Origin of the sequence: Rhizobacter sp. Root1238 (genome assembly GCF_001425825.1) — a bacterium.
Classification (GTDB): domain Bacteria; phylum Pseudomonadota; class Gammaproteobacteria; order Burkholderiales; family Burkholderiaceae_C; genus Rhizobacter.
The window spans coordinates 69500-92230 of sequence record NZ_LMDM01000001.1; the positions used below are offsets into that span (position 1 = coordinate 69500).

A 22731-nucleotide genomic window follows, 5' to 3' on the forward strand; every position below is an offset into this window, starting at 1 on the left:
GTTTGATAAACCGAGGGGTGTCGGGTTCGCGCGACGCGGGCCGGAGAACATTGACGGAGCACAAGGAGTCGAGATGGGCCGGTTGCAAAAAAACCGCTCGCCCTGAGCCTGTCGAAGGGTCGGACTGAGCTTGTCGAAGGCCTTGCACGCTGCGGACACGACCCTTCGACGGACGGGCCTTCGACAGGCTCAGGCCCTGCTCAGGGCGAACGGATGCGCGCTGCTCTGTGATCTTGAGAGATGCATGCGCAAGCCGCGCCCCGCCTGAGCTCATGCCCTCAACGCAAACCGCAGATCGACCGGCGATTTCCTTCGTTCGCCGCGCGCCGCGCGCCGACCACACTGCCGGCCACGATGTCCCAGGTTCTCCCGTTGTCCCGCCATGCCGATGCGCATGAGCGAATCTCCGCCGCCACCGCCACGCTCGTCCAGCAGCTCGCCGCCACCGCGGTCGAACGCGACCGGGCGGGCGGCCATGCCGCGACCGAGCGCGAACACATCCGCGCGAGCGGCCTGCTGACGCTGACGATCCCGCGCGAGTTCGGTGGCCTCGGTGCCGACTGGCCCACGTTCTATGGCGTGCTGCGCCAGCTCGCGCACGCCGACAGCGCGCTCGCCCACCTGTTCGGCTTCCACCACCTGCAGCTCGCCGGCGTGCTGCTGTACGGCAATGCCGAGCAGCAGCGCACGCTGCTGCGCCGCACCGTCGATGAGCAGCTCTTCTGGGGCAATGCGCTGAACCCGCTCGACAAGCGCGCGGTCGCCCGCGAGGTCGACGGCGGCTTCGTGATCGACGGCCTGAAGAGCTTCGCGTCCGGCTCGGTCGGTTCCGACCAGCTGACGATCTCCGCCTGGCACGAGCCGACACAGACAGCGCTGATCGCCGCGCTGCCGACACGACGCGACGGCGTCAACGTGCAGGCCGACTGGGATGCCTTCGGCCAGCGCCAGACCGACAGCGGCAACGTCGCGTTCAACGCCGTGCGCATCACGCACGACGAGGTGCTGCAGGCGCCGGGCGTCGTGCCGACGGTGCGCGCGACGCTGCGCTCGCAGGTGGCGCAGCTGATCATGGCCAACCTCTACCTCGGCATCGGCCTGGGCGCATTCGACGAGGCCCGGCACTACACCCGCCAATCGAGCAAGCCGTGGTTCGCCGCCGGTGTCGCGCAGGCGGTCGACGATCCGTTCATCCAGCACCGCTACGGCGAGCTGTGGCTGCTGCTGCGCCCTGCCATCGCATTGGCCGACGCCGCAGCGTTGCGGCTCGACCAGGCGCTGCGCCAGGGACCGGCGCTGACGGCCGCCGAGCGCGGCGAGGTCGCGATCGCGGTGGCCGAGGCCAAGGTGCTGTCGCACCGTGCCGGCCTCGAGGTCAGCTCGCAGCTCTTCGAGCTGACCGGCGCGCGCTCCACCTCGCAGCGCTTCGGCCTCGACCGCTTCTGGCGCAACGCCCGCGTGCACACGCTGCACGACCCGGTGGACTACAAGCTGCGCGACATCGGTCGCTACGTGCTGAACGGCCAGATCCCCGAGCCGACCGCCTATTCATGAGCATGCGCCGATGAGCAACATCCAGAACCTCGACCCCGGCCTGCCGCCGCCGCTGATCCGCCTCGACGGCTTGAGCAAGGGCTTCGCGCTGCCCAACGGCAGCCGCTTCGACGCGGTGAAGAACGTCTCGCTGCAGGTGCGCCAGGGCGACATCTTCGGGCTGGTCGGCAAGAGCGGCGCCGGCAAGTCGACGCTGCTGCGGCTGATCAACCTGCTCGAGCGACCCGACCACGGCAGCGTCACGGTCGACGGCCGCGAGCTGACGGCCCTCGGCAAGCGCGAGCTGCGCGAGGCGCGCCAAAGCATCGGCATGATCTTCCAGCAGTTCAACCTGCTGCAGAACGCCAGCGTGTTCGACAACGTTGCGTTCCCGCTGCGCATCCACGGCCGCTGGCGCGCGCACGAGATCGAACAGCGCGTGCACGAGTGCCTGGCGCTGGTCGGGCTGGCCGAGAAGGTCGACGCGCACCCGGCGCAGTTGTCGGGCGGCCAGAAGCAGCGCGTCGCGATCGCCCGCGCGCTGGCGTCGCGGCCGTCGGTGCTGCTGTGCGACGAACCGACGTCGGCCCTCGATGCCGAGACCACGCAGTCGCTGCTGGCCACGCTGCGCGACATCAACGCCCGGCTCGGCGTCACCATCGTGATCGTCACGCACGAGCTGGCGGTGGTGCAGGCGCTGTGCCGCCACGTCGCGGTGATCGAAGACGGCGCGGTGGCCGAGCAGTTCGCGCTGGCCGAGGTCGGCGCCGCGCGCAAGACCGTGCTCGGCCGTGCACTCGCCCGGCTGGTGGCCGCGCCGCCGCACGAGGAGGCCGTGGCCTATGCCTGAGAACATCGTCGCCATCCTCCCCGAGCTGTCGACCGCGCTCGGCCAGACGCTGCTGATGCTGGCCATCGGCCTGTCGGCCGCGGTGCTGCTCGGCGGGCCGCTGGGCATCTGGCTGTTCCTGCTCGGCCCGGGCCAGTCGCTCGCCAACCGGCCGGTGTTCGCGGTCGTCAACTGGCTGGTGAACACCGTGCGCTCGTTCCCGTTCATCATCCTGCTGGTCGCGCTGGTGCCCTTCACCCGCGTGATCGCCGGCAGCTCGATCGGGCCGGTGGCGGCCGCGGTGCCGCTGTCGTTCGCCGCGGTCCCGTACTTCGCCCGCCTGGTCGAGCAGAACCTGCGCGACGTGCCGCGCGGCGTGATCGAGGCGGCGCATGCGATGGGCGCGTCCGAGCTGCAGATCATCGCCCGCGTGCTGATCGTCGAGGCGCGCTCGGGCCTGGTGCTCGCGCTCACCGTGCTCGCGATCAGCTTCCTGTCGTATTCCGCGGTGGCCGGCGTGGTCGGCGGCGGCGGCATCGGCGACCTCGCGATCCGCTACGGCTACTACCGCTTCCAGACCGACGTGATGGTGTTCACCGTCGCGATCCTGATCGTGCTGGTGCAGGCGATCCAGCTGGTGGGCACCACGATCGCGCGGCGGCTCGACAAGCGCTGACCCCTTCCCTTCTTCTCTCCCTGGAGTACCCCGATGTTCCCCATCCTGTTCGCACGCCGCTCGCTGCTGGCCGTCGCCCTGTCCGCCGTCGCGCTCGGCGCAGCCGCCCAGCAGAAGAAGGAGATCGTGTTCGGCGCCACCGCCGGCCCGTACGCCGACCAGATCAAGCTCGGCATCAAGCCGCTGCTCGAGAAGAAGGGCTACGTCGTGAAGGTCGTCGAGTTCAACGACTACATCCAGCCGAACCATGCGCTGGCCCAGGGCGCGCTCGATGCGAACGCGTTCCAGCACATCGTCTACCTGACGAAGTTCGCGACCGAGAACAAGCTCGCGATCAGCGAGCTGCTGAAGGTGCCGACCGCGCCGATCGCGATCTACAGCAGGAAGCACAAGACGCTGGACGTGAAGGAAGGCGCCGTCGTCGCGCTGCCGAACGACCCGACCAATGCGGCGCGCGCGCTGGTCGTGCTGCAGGAGATCGGCTGGGTCAGGCTGCGCGACGGCACCGACCCGATCCGCGCGTCGGAGAAGGACGTGGCCGTCAACCTCAAGAAGATCAAGCTGGTGCCGATCGAAGCCGCGCAGTTGCCGCGCTCGCTGGACGACACCGACTACTCGTTCGTCAACGGCAACTTCGCGCTCGCGTCGGGGCTGAAGCTGAGCGAGGCACTGGCGCTGGAGAAGACCGGCCCGACCTACCAGAACGTGGTCGCGGTGCGCACCGCGGACAAGGACACGCCGTGGGTCAAGGACATCGCCGAGGCCTACCGCTCGAAGGAATTCCTGGCCGTCACCGAGCAGCGCTTCGCCGGCTTCGTGAAGACCGACTACCAGCAGGCGCTCCAGGCCGCAGCCAGCAAGTGATCCGCTTCAACGCCTTCCAGATGAACACGGTCGGGCACCAGTCGCCCGGGCTGTGGACGCATCCGCGCGACCGCTCGCACCGCTACACCGACCCGGACCACTGGGTCGAGCTGGCGCAGTTGCTGGAGCGCGGCCGCTTCGACGGCGTGTTCCTGGCCGACGTGCTGGGGGTCTACGACGTGTACCAGGGCGCCGCCGACGCCGCGCTGCGCCACGGCGTGCAGGTGCCGCTGAACGACCCGCTCGCGCTGGTGCCGCTGATGGCGCAAGCGACGCAGCACCTCGGCTTCGGCGTGACCTGCGCGCTGACCTGCGAGCACCCCTACCCGTTCGCGCGCCGCATCAGCACGCTCGACCACCTGACGCGCGGGCGCATCGGCTGGAACATCGTCACCGGCTACCTCGACAGCGCCGCGCGCAACCTGGGCCTGCCGCAGCAGGCGGCGCACGACGACCGCTACGACGTGGCCGACGAGTACCTGGAGGTCGTCTACAAGCTGTGGGAGCACAGCTGGCAGGACGATGCGGTGGTGCGCGACAAGGCGCGCGGCATCTTCACCGACCCGGGCCGCGTGCACCCGATCCGCCACCGCGGCGAGCACTACCAGGTGCCCGGCATCCACCTGTGCGAGCCGTCGCCGCAGCGCACGCCGGTGCTGTACCAGGCCGGCACCTCGCCGCGCGGCAAGGCCTTCGCGGCGCGCCACGCCGAGTGCGTGTTCGTCAGCGGGCCGAGCATCGCGGTGGTGCGCAAGTACGTTGACGGCCTCCGCGCGGCACTGGTGGCCCAGGGCCGGCCGGCGAACGACGTGCTGATCTATGCGCAGGCGCTGATCGTCACCGGCGAGAACGAGGCCGCCGCGCGCGCGAAGCATGCCGAGTACCGCGAGCACATCGACCTCGAGGCCTCGCTCGCGCTGCTGTCGGGCTGGACCGGCGTCGACTTCAGCCGCTTCGCACCCGACGCGACGGTCGAGTACATCGACACCGAGGCCGGCCGCAGCGCGCTCGCGTCGTTCAACCAGGCCGACCCGACGCGGGTGTGGACGGTGCAGGAGGCCGCGCAGTTCATCGGCCTCGGCGGCCGCGGGCCGGTGATCGTCGGCGATGCCGTGCAGGTGGCCGACGAGCTGGAGCGCTGGGTCGAGGCGACCGGTGTCGACGGCTTCAACCTGGCGTATGCGGTGGCACATGAATCGATGCGCGATGTCGTCGAGCACGTGGTGCCCGAGCTGCAGAAGCGCGGCCGCTACCGCCGCGAGTACACCGGCGGCACGCTGCGCGAGCAGCTGTTCGGCCGCGGCCCGCGGCTCGGTGCCGACCACGTCGCGAAGCGGCTGCGGCTGGATGCCGTGCACGCCGCCGCCTGATCCTTCTTGTTCGAAAGTCGTCCCCGAAAGTTGCCGATGAAACGCCGTACCGTCCTGCAAGCCGCCACCGCCCTGGCCGTTCCCACCGTCGCACGCGCCGATGCGAAGGAGCTGCGCCTGGACTACGCCTACTACTCGCCGTCCAGCCTGGTGCTGCGGCGCTTCGGATGGCTGGAGGAGGATTTCAAGCGCGACGGCGTCGCCGTCAAGTGGGTGCTGAGCGCCGGCAGCAACCGCGCGCTCGAGTACCTGAACAGCAACAGCATCGACATCGGATCGAGCGCCGGGCTGGCTGCGCTGCTGGCCAAGGCCAACGGCAACCCGATCCGGACGCCCTACATCTTCTCGCGCCCGGAATGGACCGCGCTGGTCGTCCCGAAGGGTTCGCCGATCAAGTCGCTGGCCGACCTGAAGGGCAGGAAGGTCGCGGCGACCAAGGGCACCGACCCCTACCTGTTCCTGCTGCGCGCACTGCACAGCGTGGGGCTGAAGCGCAGCGACGTCGAGCATGTCGCGCTGCAGCATGCCGATGGGCGCACCGCGCTGGAGCAGGGCCGCGTCGACGCCTGGGCCGGGCTCGATCCGCTGATGGCGGCCAGCGAACTGGATGCCGGCTCGACGCTGCTGTACCGCAACGTCGCGTTCAACACCTACGGCTTCCTGAACGTGCGCGAGGACGTCCTCGCCCAGCGCCCGAACGACGTGAAGCGCGTGATCGCCGCCTATGAGCGCGCGCGGTTGTGGATCCTTGCGAACCAGAGCGAGGCCGCGAAGATCCTGTCCGAAGAGGCCAAGGTCAGCCTGCAGGTCGCGTTGCTGCAGATCAAGCTGCGCACCGACCTGAGCAACCCGCAGCCGTCGGCCGAGCATGTGAAGGCGCTGCAGGCGGCGGCGCCGATCCTGCTCGACGAGCAGCTGGTGAAGCCGGGGACCGACCTGAACCGCACGGTCACCGAGCTGGTCGACACCCGCTTCGCGGTCGGCGTGATCCAGCGTGCCGCCTGAGCTGTCGCTGGCGGCTGCGCCGGCACCGTCCCCGACGCAGAACCCGCGAAGAAGACGCCGCTGGCGCCTGCCGGTCGGCCTCGTGCTGCCGGTGGTGGTGCTCGGCGCGATCGAGCTGGCGGCCGCGCTGGGCTGGTCCGGCAGCCGCGCGTTGCCGCCTCCCAGCGAGGTGCTGCGCACGCTGATCAACCTGGGCGGCCCCGCGCTCGGGCTGCACGTGCTCGCCAGCACCGGCCGCGTCGCGGCGGGCTTCGCGCTCGGCAGCGGGCTGGCGCTGGCGGCCGGCTCGGCGGTCGGCCTGTCGCAGCGGATGTCGGCCTGGCTCGACCCTTCGGTGCAGGGCCTGCGCGCGATCCCGTCGCTCGCGTGGGTGCCGCTGCTGCTGCTGTGGCTGGGCATCGACGAGACGCCGAAGATCGTGCTGATCGCGATCGGCGCGTTCTTTCCGGTCTACCTCGGCGTGGCCTCGGGCTTCCGCGGCGTCGACCGCAAGCTGGTCGAGGTCGGCCTTCTGTTCGGCTTCTCGCCCTGGGTGTTGGTGCGGCGCGTGCTGCTGCCGGCCGCGCTGCCGTCGGTGTTGACCGGGCTGCGCAACGGCCTCGGCCTCGCGTGGATGTTCATGGTGGCCGCCGAACTGATCGCCGCGAGCAGCGGCCTGGGCTACCTGCTGACCGATGGCCGCGAGACCGGCCGCGCCGACATCGTGCTGGCCGCGATCGCGTTGCTGGCGCTGCTCGGCAAGCTGAGCGATGGCGCGATGCGCGCGCTGGAGCGCCGGCTGCTGGTGTGGCGCGACGGATTCGAGCCTGCCGCCTGATTTCCTTCCTCCAACCTGAATGACCATGAGCTTCCATCGCCGACCCTTGCTGTTGTCCTTCCTGCTCCTCATTGCCGCGGTCGCGCCGGCCATCGCGCAGGAGACGATCAGGATCGCCGTCACCGCCGGCCCGCATGCGCAGATCGCCGAGGTGGCGAAGAAGGTCGCCGAGCGCGATGGGCTGAAGCTGCAGATCGTCGAGTTCAACGACTACATCCAGCCGAACGCCGCGCTCGACGCGGGCGACGTGCAGGCCAACAGCTACCAGCACCTGCCGTTCCTGCAGTCGCAGATCCAGGCGCGCGGCTACAGGATCAGCGCCGTCGGCAACACCGTGACCTTCCCGATGGGCTTCTATTCGAAGAAATACAAGTCGCTGGCCGAGCTGCCGCAAGGCGCGAAGGTCGGCATCCAGAACGACCCGTCGAACAGCGGCCGCGCGCTTGCGCTGCTGCAGAAGTACGGCGTGATCAAGCTGAAGCCGACCGCCGGCATCAGCGCGACGGTGCAGGACGTGGTCGAGAACCCGAAGAAGCTCCAGATCGTGCAGATCGAGGCGGCGCAACTGCCGCGCTCGCTCGACGACCTGGACGCGAGCGCGATCAACACCAACTACGCGGTGCAGGCCAGGCTGGTGCCCACGCGCGACGCGATCGCGATCGAGGATCCGAAGAACCCGTACGCCAACCTGCTGGCGGTGCGCACCGAAGACAAGGACAAGCCCTGGGTCGCGAAGCTGGTGAAGGCCTTCCAGTCGCCCGAGGTGAAGCAGCTGGTCGAGTCGAGCTTCGCGGGTTCGATGGTGCCGGCCTTCTGACGGTGGGGCCGGGGGGCTGACTTCCGGGCCGCACAGTGATACCGTGCGGGCGCGTCCGTTGGAGGCCCCACCATGCCCGATACCGTCGACCTCGTTGACTACGATGCCCGCTGGCCCGCCTTGTTCAAGGCCGAGCAGCAGGCGATCCGCGCCGCGCTCGGGCCGGAAATCGAGGCGTGCATCGTGCACATCGGCAGCACCGCGGTGCCGGGCCTGCCGGCCAAGCCGATCATCGACATCCTGCTGATCGCGCCGGTGACGGCGCAGTGGCCGTCGTTCATCGAGCCGCTCGAAGGCCTCGGCTACGCGTTCTGGCCCGACAACCCGCGGCGCGACCGCATGTTCTTCGTGAAGGGCATGCCGCCCTACGGCAGCGGCCGCACCCACCATGTGCACGTGCGCGTGCCGGCCGATGCGCAGGCCGAGCTCCGGTTTCGCGATCAGCTGCGCGCTCACCCCGAGCTGGCCGCGCAGTACGTCGACGTGAAGCGCGCGCTCGCCGCACGCTACCGCGACGACCGCGAGGCCTACACCGAAGGCAAGTCCCGCTTCATCCGCGAACTGCTGGCCGCCGCCTGCGTCGACGGCGCATGAAATGGCTGCGGGGGGTGCACGCAGGACGTGAGGTCTTCGGTCTGCTGGATGGGGGCGAGGTCGTCGTCCACGCCGGCGACCTGTTCGACTCCCCTTCCCCCACCGGCGAGCGGCTGCCGCTCGCCGGCCTCGACTGGCTGACGCCGTGCCGGCCGTCGAAGATGATCGCGCTGTGGAACAACTTCGCCGCGGCGGCCGAGAAGAACGGCTGGTCTCGGCCGGCCGAGCCGCTGTACTTCCTGAAGGCACCGAACAGCTTCGCGGCGCATGGCCAGGCGATCCCGGTGCCGAATCCCGATGTCGGCCGCATCGCCTATGAAGGCGAGCTGGCGATCGTGATCGGCCGCCGCGCGAAGGCGGTGACGGTCGACCAGGCGGCCGCGCACATCTTCGGCTACAGCTGCGCCAACGACGTGACCGCGATGGAGCTGATCGCGCGCGACCCGAGCTTCGCGCAATGGGCGCGCGCGAAGAGCTTCGACGGCTTCGGCCTCTTTGGCCCGATCATCGAGACCGACTTCGACCCCACCGTCGCGACGCTGCGCACGACGGTGGGCGGCCGCGAGCGGCAGAACTACCCTCTGGCCGACATGTTCTTCACGCCGGCCGAGCTGGTGTCGCGGTTGTCGCACGACATGACGCTGGAGCCGGGCGACGTGATCCTGTGCGGCACCTCGCTCGGCGTGCTGCCGATGAAGCCCGGCACCCTCGTCGAGGTGGCGATCGACGGCATCGGCACGCTGGCCAACGTCTACGGCGCCGGCTGAACCGGCGCAAGCGCCTTCTTCATGAAGTAGCGCGCGTAGCCCGGCGGGTAGCCGTCGATCTGGCCGAAGCAGGCGTAGCCGAGCTTCTCGTAGAAGCCGCGCGCCTGGAACTCGAAGGTGTCGAGCCAGGCGCCGACGCAACCGCGCTCAACCGCCTCGGCTTCGGCGCGCTGCATGATCTGCGTGCCCAGGCCCTGGCCGCGCGCCTCGGCCGGCACCACCAGCAGCTGGATGAACAGCCACTGGAAGCCGGTGTAGCCCCAGGCGCCGCCGACGACCTGGCCTTGCGCGTCATGTACCAGCACCGCGAGCTGGCGTTGTCCGCTGGCACCGGCCTGCGACAGGTTGTATTCGCGCAGCGGCGCGAGCACGGCCTGGCGCAAGGCTTCGTCGTCGGAATCGGTGAGGGTCAGCGTGTAAGGCATCGGCATCGGGTGTTCAGAGCATCTTGCGATAGATCACGAAGCCGGGCTTCTCGGCCACCTGGTCGTACAGTTTCATCGCGGTTGCGTTGGTCTCGTGCGTCATCCAGTAGACGCGGCCGGCGCCACCGGCCCGCGCGCGCTCGTAGACGCCGTCGATCAGCGCCCGGCCGACGCCACGGCCGCGTGCAGCCACCGTCGTGAACAGGTCCTGCAGGTAGCAGGTCGGCCCGAGCAGCGTCGTGCTGCGGTGGAACAGGTAGTGCGTCAGGCCCAGCAGTTCGCTGCCGCGCGCGGCCACCAGCGCATGCACCGGTTCGTAGGCGTCGAAGAAGCGCGACCAGGTGGCCTGCGTGATCTCGTCGGGCAGCGCGGTCGGCCCCTCGGGGCCGTAGAACGCGTTGTAGCCGTCCCACAGCGGCTTCCAGGCGGCGAAGTCGTTGCGCGCGACGGGGCGGATCGTGAAGTCGGGTTTCATCGCAGTGGGCCCAGGTCAGTCGGCGGACGCGGCGCGGTGCTTGCGCACCAGCCGCACAACGGTGTTCCACGCCCGCGTCGTCAGCGGCGAGCCGAGGCGTTTTTCGAGGAAGGCGTTCGGGCTGCCCGGCGAGGCGCCGAGCTTGCGGCTGACGCTCAGCACCTCGCCCGGCGTCAGCGCGATCAGCTCGACGTTGCCGTTCGCCGACGCGAGCGGCAGCGTCGGCGGCGTCACGTCCGGCGAATGCAGGAAGGACACGCAGAACTCGTAGACGCTCGCGCGGTCGATGCCGGCGAACGGGTCGGTGTCGACCAGCGCGGCGAGGTAGTCGACGGTGCGCACGAACGCCGGCTCCTTCAGGCCGCAGCGGGTGTCCAGCAGCACCCGCGCCCGTTCGAACACCTGCTGCGCCGCCTCCACCGACGGCGCGGCATAGACCAGCGTGCCGTTGGTCAGCAGCGACGCGGCGGCGTCGGCACCGGCATCGAGGAACGCGGCTTCGAACTGCAGCTTCGTCGGGCAGTTCGTCCGTCCGAGGTTCAGGTTGCGGAAGAAGACAGCGAGGTCCATGCCATCGTGACGCCGGTCGGATCCTGGCTTCGGGTCTCAGGCGGGCGAGATCGCGAGCTTGCCGGCATGCTGCGCCAGCGTCTGCGCCAGCAGGCTCGCCACGGCATGCACCGCCTCGATGTTCGGCGCCGGCGTCTGCGTGATCTGCGCGAGCTCGACCACCGAGCCCACCAGCGCCTGCAGCTCCAGCGCGCGGCCGTGTTCGACGTCCTGCAGCATCGAGGTCTTGTGCGCGCCCACCGCTTCGGCACCGGCGATGCGCTTGTCCAGCGAGATCTTGAACTCCACGCCGAGCTTCTCGCCGATCGCCTGCGCCTCGGTCATCATCCGCGCCGCCAGCTGCCGGGTCGCCGGGAAGCGGCAGATGTCCTGCAGCGTCGCATGGGTCAGCGCGCTGATCGGGTTGAAGCTCAGGTTGCCCCACAGCTTGACCCAGATCTCGCCGCGGATGTCCTTCGACACCGGCGACTTGAAGCCGGCCCGCATCATCGCCTGCGCCAGCGCCTCGATGCGCTCGCTGCGCGAGCCGTCGAGCTCGCCCAGCGTGAAGCGGTTGCCTTCGACCACGCGCACCACGCCCGGCTCGACCAGCTCCGAGGCCGGGTAGACGATGCCGCCGATCACCCGTTCGGGCTCGATGTGCGCGCCGATCACACCGCCGGGGTCGACGCTGTCAAGCGAGCGGCCTTCGTACGGGCCGGCCAGCTTGTGGAAGTACCACCACGGCAGCCCGTTGATCATCGTGACCACCAGCGTGTGCGGGCCGAACAGCTCGCGCAGTTCGGGCAGCACGTCCTTCACCTGGTGCGCCTTCAGCGTCAGCAGCACCACGTCCTGCGGGCCGGCCTCGGCCATGCGCTGCACGGCGCGCAGGTTGCGCGCGACCTGCTCGCGGCCGTCTTCCTCGATCAGCCTGAAGCCGTTCGCGTTGATGGCCGCCAGGTTGCGGTTGCGGGCGATGAAGGTGACCTCTTCGCCGGCCAGTGCCAGCCGGGCCCCCAGGTAGCCGCCGATGGCACCGGCGCCGACGATCGCGAATTTCAAGGCAGTCCTTTCAAGGATGGTCTCCGACCGGCGCGGATCCGCGCGTGCGCGCCCAGCCGAGGGCCCGCTGCACTGCCGGCCACAGCAGGATCACCAGCGCCAGCGCGGTGATGCCGCCGACCAGCGGGTTCGACCAGAAGATCGAGAGTTTGCCCTGAGACGCGAGCATCGACTGCCGGAAGCTCGCCTCGGCCATGTCGCCCAGCACCAGCGCCAGCACCATCGGCGCGAGCGGGTAGCGCAGCTTCTTGAAGACGTAACCGACGACGCCGAACACCAGCATCATCACCACGTCGAACATCGCGCTGTGCACGGTGTACGCACCGATCGCGCAGATCACGATGATCACCGGCGCGATCACCGAGAACGGGATGCGCAGGATCGCCGCCCACCACGGCACCGTCGTGAGCACCACGATCAGCCCGACCAGGTTGCCGAGGTACATCGACGCGATCAGCCCCCAGACGAAATCCTTCTGCTCGACGAACAGCATCGGCCCCGGCTGCAGCCCCCAGATCAGCAGGCCGCCGAGCAGCACTGCGGCGGTCGGCGAGCCGGGGATGCCGAGCGTCAGCATCGGCAGCAGCGCCGAGGTGCCGGCCGCGTGCGCTGCGGTCTCGGGCGCGATCACGCCCTGGATCTGGCCCTTGCCGAAGCCCTGCGGGTCGTCGGACATGCGCCGCGCCATGCCGTAGCTCATGAACGAGGCCGGCGTCGCGCCGCCCGGCGTGATGCCCATCCAGCAGCCGATCGCGGTGGAGCGCAGGAAGGTCTTCCAGTGCCGCGCGAGCTCGCCCCAGGTCTGCCACACCACCTTGAAGTTGATCTTCGCGCTCTTGCCCTTGAAGGCCAGGCCCTCTTCCATCGTCAGCAGGATCTCGCCGATGCCGAACAGCCCGATCACCGCGATCAGGAAGTCGAAGCCCTTCAGCAGCTCGGGCACGCCGAAGGTCATGCGCAGGTTGCCGGTCACGCTGTCCATGCCGACCGCGGCGAGCGCGAAGCCGAGCATCATCGACGCGATGGTCTTGGCCGGCGGCTCCTTGCTGGTGCCGACGAAGCTGCAGAAGGTCAGCAGCTGCACCGCGAAGAACTCCGGCGGTCCGAACTTCAGCGCGAATTTCGCGAGCAGCGGCGCGAGGAAGGTGATCAGCAGCACCGCGAACAGCGCGCCGACGAACGACGAGGTGAACGCCGCGGTGAGGGCCTGCGCCGCCTTGCCCTGCTGCGCCATCGGGTAGCCGTCGAAGGTGGTGGCCACCGACCACGGTTCGCCGGGGATGTTGAACAGGATCGACGTGATCGCCCCGCCGAACAGCGCACCCCAGTAGATGCACGACAGCATGATGATGGCCGACGTCGGGTTCATCGAGAAGGTCAGCGGCAGCAGGATCGCGACGCCGTTGGCGCCGCCGAGTCCCGGCAGCACGCCGATCAGCACGCCCAGCGTCAGCCCGATCAGCATGAAGCCGAGGTTGGGCAGCGTGAGGGCCACGCCGAAGCCGTGCATCAGGTTGGTGATTTCTTCCATGCGCTTCTCTCCCTGTGGGTTCTTGTGTGCGCGAAAGGAGGAGGGGCTACAAGCCGAGGAGATGCTCGATCGGCCCCTTCGGCAGCGGCACGAGGAACCACTTCTCGAACACCGCGAACAGCAGCAGCGGCACGCCGACCGACACCGCCGCGGTCGCCGGCCAGCGGTACTGCCCGTGCCGGCGCATGAAGTAGCCGATCAGCAAGGCCGACGCGAGGTAGATGCCGAGCCCCCAGATCAGCGCGACGTACACCACCATCGGCAGCAGCACCGCGACCACGCTGCGCAGCTGCGCGCGCTCGGCGAACGGCGGGTCGGGCTGGCGCCAGCGCCGCAGCTCGCCGACCACGATCGCGAGGCTCGCCGCCAGCAGCAGCCCCCCGATGTAGAACGGAAAGTAGCCGGCGCGCGGGCCGTCGTCGGCCCAGCCGATGCCCACGCGCAGGCTGTCGACGATGACGATCAGCGCGATCGCGGCCAGCACGCCGGCCATGCCAATTTCCGGCCACCGTTTGCCGACGGTCGTGGATTCACCTTCGCTCATGCATCACCTCTTTGGTTGGATCCAGCGGCCGCCGAGGAACCGGCTTTGCCGGGCCTCTGGCGTCGCCCCCTTGAGGGGGAGGCGCCGAAGGCGCTTCGGGGGTGGGTCAATCTACTGCGCCAGGAAGCCGGACTGCTTCATCAGCTCGCGGTGCATCTGCTCGTTCTTGCCGAGCCAGTCGACGTACTCCGCACCGCTCATGAAGGTCTGCTTGAACGCACCCTTGTCCATGAAGTCCTTCCACTCCGGCAGCGCGCGCAGCTTCTTGAACAGCTCGACGTAGAACGCCACCTGGTCCGGCGTCACGCCCGGCGGCATGAAGATGCCGCGCAGCATCAGGTAGTCGACCGGCACGCCGGCCGAGGCGCAGGTCGGGATGTCGTTCCAGCTCTGCGTCGGCGTCAGCTTCGTGCTGTACGGCAGCTTGTCCTTGTCCATCACGCACAGCGCGCGCAGCTTGCCGGCGCGCCAGTGCGATTCGGCCTCGATCGGGTTGTTGACCGTCGAGTCGACGTGCTTGCCCACCAGCTGCACCGCGACATCGCCGCCGCCCTTGTACGGGATGTAGGTGAGCTTCCTGCCGACGGCCTTTTCCAGCATCGCGGTGATGATCTGGTCTTCCTGCTTCGAGCCGGTGCCGCCCATCTTGAAGCTGTTGGCCGGCTGCGCCTTGATCGCGTCGATGTACTCCTTCGCGGTCTTGTACGGCGACTCGGCATTGACCCACAGCACGAACTCGTCCTGCGCGAGCATCGCCACCGGCGTCAGGTCGCGCCAGTTGAACGGCACGCCGGTCGCGAGCGGCGTCGTGAACAGGTTCGACAGCGTGATGACGATCTTGTGCGCATCGCCCTTCGCGCCCTTCACGTCGAGAAAACCCTCGGCGCCGGCACCGCCCGCCTTGTTGACGACGATGATCGGCTGCTTCATCAGGTTGTTCTTCGCGACCACGCCCTGGATGAAGCGGGCCATCTGGTCGGCCCCGCCGCCGGTGCCGGCCGGCACCACGAACTCCACCGGCTTGGCCGGCTCCCAGGCCTGCGCCGCACCGCCCACGCTCGCCGCACACAGCGCCGTCGCGGCCGCCACCCACTGCTTGAACTGCTGGTACTTCAAGATCGCTCCTTGTGGTTGTCACGCTGGGAGGTGATCACCCCCCGGGGTCCGTCGGTGTCGTTCTTGTGGGTGCGGCCGCCAACGTCCTCACGGACGCCGACCGCGGGCGACCGGCAGGGTTCGCCCGGGAAGAAAACGGTGTCAGCCGAGCCCGAGCTTCTGCGCCAGGCCGATGCGCTGCAGCTTGCCGGTGGCGCCCTTCGGGATCTCGTCCATGAAGAGGATCTTCTTCGGCACCTTGTAGTCCGCCACCCGCGTGCCGACGAAGGCCTGCAGCTCGCGTTCGGTCGCGGGCTGGCCTTCGCGCAGCACGACGACCGCGGCGACCTCTTCGCCGAGCTTCGGGTGCGGCATGCCGAAGCACACCACCTGCGCGACGGCCGGGTGGTCCATCAGGATCTCGTCGACCTCGCGCGGGCTGACCTTCTCGCCGCCGCGGTTGATGATTTCCTTCAGCCGGCCGGTCAGGCTGATGTAGCCGTCGGCGTCCATCGTGCCCTGGTCGCCGGTGCGGAACCAGCCGTTCGTGAAGCCCTCGGCATTCGCCTTCGGGTTGTTCTCGTATCCGCGCGTCACGTTGGCGCCGCGGATCACGATCTCGCCGATGCCACCGGCCGGCAGCAGGCTGCCGTCCTCGCCCATGATGGCCACCTCGGGCCCGGCCGCGAGGCCGACCGCGCCGGGCTTGCGGGCGGCCGGCGGCAGCGGGTTCGACGCCATCTGGTGCGTGGCCTCGGTCATGCCGTAGGCCTCGATCAGCGGGGCGCCGAACACCTCTTCGAGTTCGCGGATCACCTGCGGCGGCATCGACGACGACGACGAGCGCAGGAAGCGCAGCGGGTGGCGCTTGATCACATCGGCGTTCTTGCCGGCGCGCGACAGGATGGCCTGGTGCATGGTCGGGACCGCGGTGTACCAGGTGGGCTTCGCTTCGTCCATCCAGCCGAAGAACTTCAGCGCATTGAAACCCGGCGTGCAGAACACCTGCGAGCCGGCCGACAGCGGCGCGAGCACGCCGGCGATCAGGCCGTGGATGTGGAACAGCGGCATGATGTTCAGCCCGCGGTCGGCCGCGGTGAACGCGAGCGTGCGGCGGATGTTGCCGGCCGACGCGCACAGGTTGCGCTGCGACAGCGGCACGATCTTCGGGCGCGAGGTGGTGCCGGAGGTGTGCAGCACCATCGAGACGTCGTCGGGCTCGGCCCAGGCGGGTTGCGCGGCCGATGCGCCAATCGCACCGTCGCGCGGTTCCAGCACGAAGCTGCCGGCGCCGGCGCCTTCGGGCACGACCAGGTCGATCACGCGCACGCCAAGCTTCGCGGCCACGTCGATCGCCGGCGAGGCGCTGCCGCGCTCGACGATCAGCGCCTTCGCGTTCAGGTCGGACAGGTAGAACTCGAACTCGTCGGCGCGGTAGGCCGGGTTCAGCGGCGCGCTGGTCACGCCGCAGGCGCAGGCGACGAAGCAGGTCGCCATCTCGGGGCCGTTGTTCAGCACCACGGCCACGCGGTCGTTGCGGCCGATGCCCAGGCCGTTCAGCCGCGCGAGGGTTTCGGCGACCAGCCGGCGCAGTTCGCGGTGGCGCAGCGGCGGCCGGTCGGGGGCGGAGACGGCGACGTCGTCATCGACGCCGGTGGCAAGCAGATCCTTCAAGCTGTCGGACATCGGTGCCTCGCTAGATGGGAACGAGGCCGCGCGTCGACGACGCACGCCCCCCAACGTGGTGTGTTTCTACTTGTTGTCGGGGGCGAGTGTGCCGCACGAACCCGGCGACTGGCAAGAACGGGGGATCCCCGATCGGTGCCAGGCCCGGGCGTGTCAGGAAATCAAGGCTTGTTCGGCTGCGGCGTCAGCCGCAGGTATGGCGTCACCGCCGTGTAGCCCTTCGGGAACTTCTTCTTGATCAGCTCCGGGTCCTGCAGCGACGGCACGATCACGACGTCGTCGCCGTCCTTCCAGTTGCCCGGCGTCGCGACGCTGTGCGAATCGGTCAGCTGCAGCGAATCGATCACCCGCAGGATCTCGTCGAAGTTGCGGCCGGTGCTGGCCGGGTAGGTGATCGTCAGGCGGATCTTCTTCGCCGGGTCGATCACGAACAGCGAGCGCACCGTGGCCGTGGTGCTGGCGTTCGGGTGGATCAGGTCGTACAGCTCGGCCACCTTGCGGTCGGCATCGGCCAGGATCGGGAAGTTGACCCGCGTCTTCTGCGTCGTGTTGATGTCGTGGATCCACTTCGTGTGCGAGTCGACCGGGTCGACGCTCAGCGCGATGGCCTTCACGTTGCGCTTCGTGAACTCGTCCTTCAGCTTGGCGGTCAGGCCGAGTTCGGTGGTGCACACCGGCGTGAAATCGGCCGGGTGCGAGAACAGCACGCCCCAGCTGTCGCCCAGCCACTTGTGGAAGCTGATCGGGCCGTCGGACGATTGCTGTTCGAAGTCGGGGGCGATGTCGCCCAGTCGCAAGCTCATGGTGCTCTCCTGGTGATGGATGGGTCAGACGGCGAACGAGAACTCGTGCAGCTCGGCGCGCTCGGGCCGCCGCGATTGCTCGATGCGGTGGATCAGGAACTCGGTCAGCTTCTTCGCCGCCGGCAACGGGCCGAAGCCCGCGTCGGTGTTGATGTGGCCGGCATCGCCCAGGTTCACGAAGCCGCTGCCCCAGGCCTGGGCGAACGATTCTGCGCGCTGTGCGCTCATCCACGGGTCGGTGTCGCTCGCGAGCAGCGTGGCCGGCAGCCGCAACCGCTGGCGCAGCGGCTGCTCGTCGAGCCCGAAGCGCCCCGGTTCGGCCGGCGCCACCAGCAGCGCGCCGCGCACGCCGTGGGCGCTGCGCCCGCAGGTCGACAGCAGGTGCTGCGCCAGCGCGAGGCAGCCGAAGCTGTGGGCCACCGCGATCCACGGGCCGAGCGGCTCGGCGGCGAGCGTCTCGCCGATGCGGGTGGCCCAGGCCCCGAGGTCGGCGGTGTCCCAGTCGTCCTGCTCGACGCGGACCGCTTGCCGCGAATGGCGGAAGTGGTTGTGCAGCCAACTCTGCCAATGGGCCGGGCCGCTGCCGCGCAGCCCGGGAATCACCAGCACGCGCACCGGGCTGCCGTGGAATGCCATCGCGGTCTCCTTCAGCGGCGCGTCAGAGGGTCGCGATCGACACCTCGGTCGACTTGACCAGCGCGATCACGTCCTTGCCGACCGCGAGCTTCAGTTCCTTCACCGACCGCGTCGTGATGACCGACGTGACGACCAGGCCGGACGGCGTCTCGACGTCGATCTCGGACACGACCGGTCCTTCGATGATCTCCTTGACCTTGCCGCGGAACTGGTTGCGCACGTTGATGGCGGTGATGCTCATGAATGACCTCGGGGTGAGAGTGAACATCGATGATGGGCACGCGGCCCGGCCGTCGCAACGAATGAAACCGGATCAGGTCATGCGGATAGCGAATTTGGCGGACGAAAAAAAAGCGCCTTCTCCCCGCAGGGAGAAGGCGCTCGGTCTGGCGAGAGACTCTGGTTACTTCCAGTCAGCGGATTGCAGCAGCGGGTCGACCGGCAGGCCGAAGCTGTTGCCGACCTTCTGGCCGACCGTGCCGGGCGCTGCCAGTGCGGCGCTGCCGCACGAGCCGGACGCCGGCTTGATGATGGCCCACAGCATCGCGCCGTCACGCGGGTTGCGGTTCGACGCCGTGCTGTTCAGCACCGCCGTCGTGAAGCGCTGCACCGAGTACGGCAGGTTCAGCGTCGCGCCGTACTGGTCCTGCAGGATGCGCGAGCCTTCGCACTGCGCGTCGCCGTCGTTGATGACCAGCTGGCCGCCGCTCCAGCCTTCCGGTGCCGGCTCGAAGCCGATCGACACGATGGTCTTCGACGGGTAGAGGCTGCGGTACTGGTTGTACGCGACCACGCCGTCGTAGTGCTCGTAGCGGGCGTCATAGCTCATCACGTTGACCAGGTCGAGCATCGCCGCCGTCGCCGGGTACTTCAGCACCACGCCGCGCTCGCGGCCGGCGTTGCCGCCCCAGTACGACATCTTGCCGGCGCAGCGCGAGTCGGCCGTCGTGCCCGCGGTGCAGTCGGCGCCGCTCGACCAGCCGGCCAGCGTCAGCACGCGGCCGCCGCCCGCGAGGTCGACGGCCTTGCGCAGCGCCTTGATCGCGTTGGCATAGCGGTCGACGTCGCCGTCGACTTCGTAGTCGACATCGAGGCCGTCGAAGCCCATCTCGGTCTGGATCTTCGCGAGGGCGTTGATGATCGGGCCGCCGCCGGCCGCGCCTTCCGCCGCGAGCGGACCCCAGTTGTTGTAGGTCGCGCCACCCACGGCCAGGATGATCTTCTGGTTGCGCTTGTGCAGCACGTCGATCGCGGCCTTGATGTCGCGCGGGGTCGCGTTGAAGTTGATGCCGGTGCCCGAGAAGCTGTTGGTCGCGATGCCGGCCCACGAGAAGTTCGGGTCGGCGAACGAGGCCATCACGTGCGTGTAGGTGGCCGGCACGCGCGCCAGCTTGCTGGCGGTGTAGACCTCGGCCGCGCTCTTGCCGGTGGCGTCGAACCAGTTGTCGCTCCAGCTCGGGTAGTAGCCGACGTAGACACGCTTGCTCTGGTTCGCCGACAGCGCGCCTGCCGGCAGGTCGCCGGCGGGCGCGGGAGCGGGGGCCGGTGCCGGAGCAGGCGCGGGAGCCGGTGCGGGCGCAGGGGCCGGCGACGGTGCGGGCGCCGGGGCGGTGCTGCAATTGCCGGTCGGCGTCCACGGCTGGCCACTGCCGACCGGGCCGCTGTTGGTCGACGGGTTGTTGCCCTGCGTCCACCAGTTGGCCTTGTAGTTCACGCCATTGACGCTGACGACCGCGCCGCCGTTGTAGGCGGTGCTGGCCGACCACGGCATCGCGCAGGTGCCGGGGGCCGGGGCGGGCGACGGGCTCGGCGCAGGGGCCGGCGCGGGCGCGGGGGCCGGTGCCGGAGCCGGAGCGGGCGTCGGCGCCGGGGCGGGCGCGCTGCCGCCGGTCGGCGACCACAGCGTCGGCGTCGCGGCCGGGTTCCAGTTGGTGCCGGCCCAGGCGGTGTGGGTCACCAGCGCGACATACAGCGCGCCGTTGTAGCTGACGATGGTGCCGGCGGTGTAGGTCACGCCTTCCTGCCAGGCCGGGGCCGTCGTGGCCTGGGCCAGCAGCAGGCCGTCGAACGACGCCTGCGCGGCCACTGCCGCCGTCGCCGGCTGCAGGCTGGCCGCCTGCACCTGCGACCACAAGCCGCCGATGGCCACGGCCACCACGGTCATTCCCACGCTCTTCATGATCTGTCCCTTTCAGTGTTGTGACGACGAAGCACTGAGGGAATTTTCGAAGGCACCTTCACCGGCAGCGACCTGTGTCTTGCAACAAGATGCGAGCGCTTTCAGAAACGTAACGGTGATGGCTCCAGCCGCCAAGCCGTGCCCATCGGACGCCAATGCAGGCGATTAACAGGTATTAGATTGGTTATGTACCGGTCTGCTTTGGTACTTATTCTGTCGCACTGCTTACGTCTGGTTTCAAACAAGGCGGCGGGTGTGACCCTTGGTCACCCCTCGGTCAGCCAGATCTGGCTGCTGACGCCGCGCGGGTAGTACTTGGCGGCGAACACCAGCCCGTTCTTCACCTGCTCGCTCCAGCAGTGCACGCTGAGGTCCGGATGCAGCTGCCAGGCGGCATGGGCTTCGTCGGCGCGCGTGCCGACCGTGCCGAGCGGCATCTGCAGGATCTCACGGGCGACGAACTGGCAGACGTAGGCCTTGGCGGGGAAGGTGTTGTCGCTGCGCGAGGTGATGCGCCAGCCGCCGTCGGCGAACAGGCAGGTGTCTTCGCGCAGCACGTGCTCGCTCATGTGGCGCTTCAGCGCGGCCAGGTACGGCGCGTACTCGCCGTCCGGCGCCAGCGCGTCGCGGCAGCCGGCGAACCACGGGTAGGCCAGTGCCTCGATCACCGGCAGGATCACCGCATCGTCGTCGGGCGCCTCCAGCAGCGCCGGGATCAGCCCGTCGGCCCGGGTGGCGGCCACCACCGTTGCGGCGGCGCGCCGGGCCTGCTGGTGGGCCCGCTCGGCCAGTGCCGGCCGGTCGAGTTGCACGAACAACTGTTGCAGGATCACGTACGCCGCCCACGCCTTGCCGGCGATGTAGGTGTTGCCGGCGGCCTGGCCGAGCGACGGGTCGAGGCAGTCGTAGGTCGTGATCTCGCGCCCACCCTCGCAGCGGCTGCTGTCGGCGCGCGGCACGCCGTTGCGTTGCGCCGGCTCGGGGTTGTCGCGTCGTTCCAGGCTCTGCAGGCAGCGCTCCAGCAGCGCGGCATGGCGCCGCGCCCAGGCGAGGTCGCGGCCCTGGTGCGCATACAGCCCGGCGCACAGCGTCCAGTTCAGCAGCTCTTCGGTCGTCATCTGCGAGAAGCAGCCGGTCAGCCCGGCGCGCTCGTAGGCCGAGCGGCCCGGTGGCGCGAAGATGCCGTCGACGCCCATGTCGTGCGTGAAGCTGACGCCGTCCTCGTCTTCGTACGAGTAGCCGGCGGCGTACTGGTCGAGCACGTTGCGGACCGTCCACGGGTGGTGCAGGCCTTCGTACAGCGAATGGTCGGCCACCAGGTCGAGCGTGTTCAGCATGTTGTACTCGCCCTCGTTGACGACCCACAGCGCGCGGCCGTCGCGTTCGAGCAGCTGGGTCGAGTACAGGTACGAGCGCGTCGCATGGGCGACCGTGAAGCGCTGCGCCGCCGACAGTGCACTGGCCGCGAGCCGCGCATCGGCGGCCCGGCTGGCCTGCACCGCCTCGTCGAAGTCCGACAGCGCGAAGCGCGCGACCGACTCCACCGAATCGAACCAGCGGTTGTAGAGCTGGCGGGTCGCGATGCCGCCGGTGATGACGCCGGCCCGGTGGAAGCAGAACGCGAAGCGCAGCGTGCGGCGCTCGCCGGCCGGTACCTCCGCGCAGACCAGCCCCCAGCCGCCCAGCATCGACCCGCGGTTGCTCTGGTGGCGGTCGCCCAGCACCGCCAGCGGGTCGAAGCCGATGCCCGACCAGGCGCCGGGCGCGTCGGTCGCGAAGCCCTGTTCGAGCCCGTCGCCGATGCCGATCCCGTCGGCACGATCCCCGAGCACCAGGTGGCGCAGCCCGCGCAGCGGATCGATGCCCGACAGGCCCACCGCGACCCGCCGTGCGCGCGTGCCGGCCCGGTTGTCGACCTCGATCTCGGCGCGCACCGCCGGCACGAAGGCGCGCATCGCGTCCAGCGGCGCGCAGGCGTCCGGGTCGGGCAGGTCGCGCACCGGCGTGTACAGCGTGAAGCGCAGGTCGCCGGCCTGCCAGCGGTCGGTGCCCAGCGAGAACTCGCGCTGCACTTCGTCCAGCGCGAACAGCCGCGCGCCGAGGCCCGACGCGCCGAGGTGCGAGTCGCCCTGGTCGCTGACGAAGCGCTGGCGCTCCGCGTCGTCCGGCGGCTCGCAGAACGGCAGCGTCTCGAACACGCCGGGCTGCTGCGCCGATTCGAGCGCCACCAGCACCGACTGGCCGGGCGCGCCGCACAGCTCCAGGTCCATGCCGCCGCGGGCGCCGGGGAAGCCGAGCGTCAGGCTGGCGTGGGCGCCGACCGGCGCATGCTGGGTGTTGAAGAAGCGATTCATGCGCAATCCCGGTGTAAGGTGCCGATTCTGCGAGCGCGGCGCCGGCCCGGCCATGTCCCGAAGCGGGATGCGCTTGCCCTGAACCGCGAAGCCCGCGGCCACCGCAACCCCACGAGC

Annotated in this window: 23 protein-coding genes; 10 read left to right on the top strand and 13 right to left on the bottom strand. The window is 69.5% G+C overall.

Annotated features, from left to right (window positions below; all coding sequences use genetic code 11):
- Positions 1-354: 354 nt before the first annotated feature.
- The 10 genes from ASC98_RS00290 (at position 355) to ASC98_RS00335 (ending at position 9272) form a co-directional block, all read left to right on the top strand.
- Positions 355-1554, top strand: coding sequence for an acyl-CoA dehydrogenase family protein (locus ASC98_RS00290; protein ID WP_056802827.1), 1200 nt, complete (start codon positions 355-357; stop codon positions 1552-1554).
- Between the two features lie 10 nt (positions 1555-1564).
- Entirely contained in the window at positions 1565-2383 is an 819-nt protein-coding gene (locus ASC98_RS00295) for a methionine ABC transporter ATP-binding protein (RefSeq protein ID WP_056802830.1), read from the top strand.
- Positions 2376-3038: a methionine ABC transporter permease gene (locus ASC98_RS00300; protein WP_056802833.1), complete on the top strand. Its 663-nt coding sequence runs from the start codon at positions 2376-2378 to the stop codon at positions 3036-3038. Before ASC98_RS00295 ends, ASC98_RS00300 begins: the two co-directional genes overlap by 8 nt.
- 33 nt (positions 3039-3071) lie before the next feature.
- Positions 3072-3902, top strand: coding sequence for a MetQ/NlpA family ABC transporter substrate-binding protein (locus ASC98_RS00305; RefSeq protein WP_056802836.1), 831 nt, complete (start codon positions 3072-3074; stop codon positions 3900-3902).
- Complete coding sequence (locus ASC98_RS00310) at positions 3899-5272, top strand: LLM class flavin-dependent oxidoreductase (RefSeq protein ID WP_255358636.1); 1374 nt, start codon at positions 3899-3901, stop codon at positions 5270-5272. The genes ASC98_RS00305 and ASC98_RS00310 overlap by 4 nt, the downstream gene beginning before the upstream one ends.
- 36 nt (positions 5273-5308) lie before the next feature.
- Entirely contained in the window at positions 5309-6277 is a 969-nt protein-coding gene (locus ASC98_RS00315; protein ID WP_056802838.1) for an aliphatic sulfonate ABC transporter substrate-binding protein, read from the top strand.
- Entirely contained in the window at positions 6267-7094 is an 828-nt protein-coding gene (locus ASC98_RS00320) for an ABC transporter permease (RefSeq protein ID WP_082541769.1), read from the top strand. Before ASC98_RS00315 ends, ASC98_RS00320 begins: the two co-directional genes overlap by 11 nt.
- A gap of 25 nt (positions 7095-7119) precedes the next feature.
- The gene (locus ASC98_RS00325) at positions 7120-7911 is read left to right on the top strand and encodes a MetQ/NlpA family ABC transporter substrate-binding protein (RefSeq protein WP_056804659.1); all 792 of its coding nucleotides are present in this window, start codon (positions 7120-7122) and stop codon (positions 7909-7911) included.
- Positions 7912-7983: 72 nt separating this feature from the next.
- Positions 7984-8505, top strand: coding sequence for a GrpB family protein (locus tag ASC98_RS00330; RefSeq protein WP_056802841.1), 522 nt, complete (start codon positions 7984-7986; stop codon positions 8503-8505).
- The gene (locus ASC98_RS00335) at positions 8502-9272 is read left to right on the top strand and encodes a fumarylacetoacetate hydrolase family protein (protein WP_056802844.1); all 771 of its coding nucleotides are present in this window, start codon (positions 8502-8504) and stop codon (positions 9270-9272) included. The genes ASC98_RS00330 and ASC98_RS00335 overlap by 4 nt, the downstream gene beginning before the upstream one ends.
- On the opposite strand, the gene ASC98_RS00340 is transcribed toward ASC98_RS00335, so the two are convergent.
- From ASC98_RS00340 to ASC98_RS00400, 13 genes are all read right to left on the bottom strand, one after another.
- The gene (locus tag ASC98_RS00340) at positions 9257-9697 is read right to left on the bottom strand and encodes a GNAT family N-acetyltransferase (RefSeq protein ID WP_056804662.1); all 441 of its coding nucleotides are present in this window, start codon (positions 9695-9697) and stop codon (positions 9257-9259) included. The two genes, ASC98_RS00335 and ASC98_RS00340, sit on opposite strands and share 16 nt — an antisense overlap.
- Positions 9698-9710: 13 nt before the next feature.
- Positions 9711-10172 carry a GNAT family N-acetyltransferase gene (locus tag ASC98_RS00345; RefSeq protein ID WP_056802846.1) on the bottom strand — a complete coding sequence of 154 codons (462 nt, stop codon included), beginning with the start codon at positions 10170-10172 and terminating at the stop codon, positions 9711-9713.
- Between the two features lie 15 nt (positions 10173-10187).
- Positions 10188-10742 (bottom strand): DUF1697 domain-containing protein, encoded by a 555-nt coding sequence (locus ASC98_RS00350; RefSeq protein WP_056802849.1) that lies wholly within the window; start codon positions 10740-10742, stop codon positions 10188-10190.
- Between the two features lie 36 nt (positions 10743-10778).
- Positions 10779-11786, bottom strand: coding sequence for a 2-dehydropantoate 2-reductase (locus ASC98_RS00355; protein WP_056802852.1), 1008 nt, complete (start codon positions 11784-11786; stop codon positions 10779-10781).
- A 10-nt stretch (positions 11787-11796) separates the two neighbouring features.
- The gene (locus ASC98_RS00360) at positions 11797-13317 is read right to left on the bottom strand and encodes a tripartite tricarboxylate transporter permease (protein ID WP_056802854.1); all 1521 of its coding nucleotides are present in this window, start codon (positions 13315-13317) and stop codon (positions 11797-11799) included.
- A gap of 46 nt (positions 13318-13363) precedes the next feature.
- The gene (locus ASC98_RS00365; protein WP_056802856.1) at positions 13364-13861 is read right to left on the bottom strand and encodes a tripartite tricarboxylate transporter TctB family protein; all 498 of its coding nucleotides are present in this window, start codon (positions 13859-13861) and stop codon (positions 13364-13366) included.
- Positions 13862-13972: 111 nt separating this feature from the next.
- Complete coding sequence (locus tag ASC98_RS00370; protein WP_369820431.1) at positions 13973-14977, bottom strand: Bug family tripartite tricarboxylate transporter substrate binding protein; 1005 nt, start codon at positions 14975-14977, stop codon at positions 13973-13975.
- Positions 14978-15118: 141 nt separating this feature from the next.
- Entirely contained in the window at positions 15119-16642 is a 1524-nt protein-coding gene (locus ASC98_RS00375; protein ID WP_056802859.1) for an acyl--CoA ligase, read from the bottom strand.
- Positions 16643-16803: 161 nt separating this feature from the next.
- Positions 16804-17445 (bottom strand): peroxiredoxin, encoded by a 642-nt coding sequence (locus ASC98_RS00380; RefSeq protein WP_056802860.1) that lies wholly within the window; start codon positions 17443-17445, stop codon positions 16804-16806.
- A gap of 24 nt (positions 17446-17469) precedes the next feature.
- Positions 17470-18081 carry an alpha/beta hydrolase gene (locus ASC98_RS00385; protein ID WP_056802863.1) on the bottom strand — a complete coding sequence of 204 codons (612 nt, stop codon included), beginning with the start codon at positions 18079-18081 and terminating at the stop codon, positions 17470-17472.
- Between the two features lie 22 nt (positions 18082-18103).
- Positions 18104-18322: a molybdopterin-binding protein gene (locus ASC98_RS00390; RefSeq protein WP_056802866.1), complete on the bottom strand. Its 219-nt coding sequence runs from the start codon at positions 18320-18322 to the stop codon at positions 18104-18106.
- Between the two features lie 162 nt (positions 18323-18484).
- Positions 18485-20260: a carbohydrate-binding protein gene (locus tag ASC98_RS00395; protein ID WP_157597822.1), complete on the bottom strand. Its 1776-nt coding sequence runs from the start codon at positions 20258-20260 to the stop codon at positions 18485-18487.
- Between the two features lie 266 nt (positions 20261-20526).
- Positions 20527-22614 carry a glycoside hydrolase family 52 protein gene (locus ASC98_RS00400; RefSeq protein WP_056802873.1) on the bottom strand — a complete coding sequence of 696 codons (2088 nt, stop codon included), beginning with the start codon at positions 22612-22614 and terminating at the stop codon, positions 20527-20529.
- Between the last annotated feature and the right edge of the window lie 117 nt (positions 22615-22731).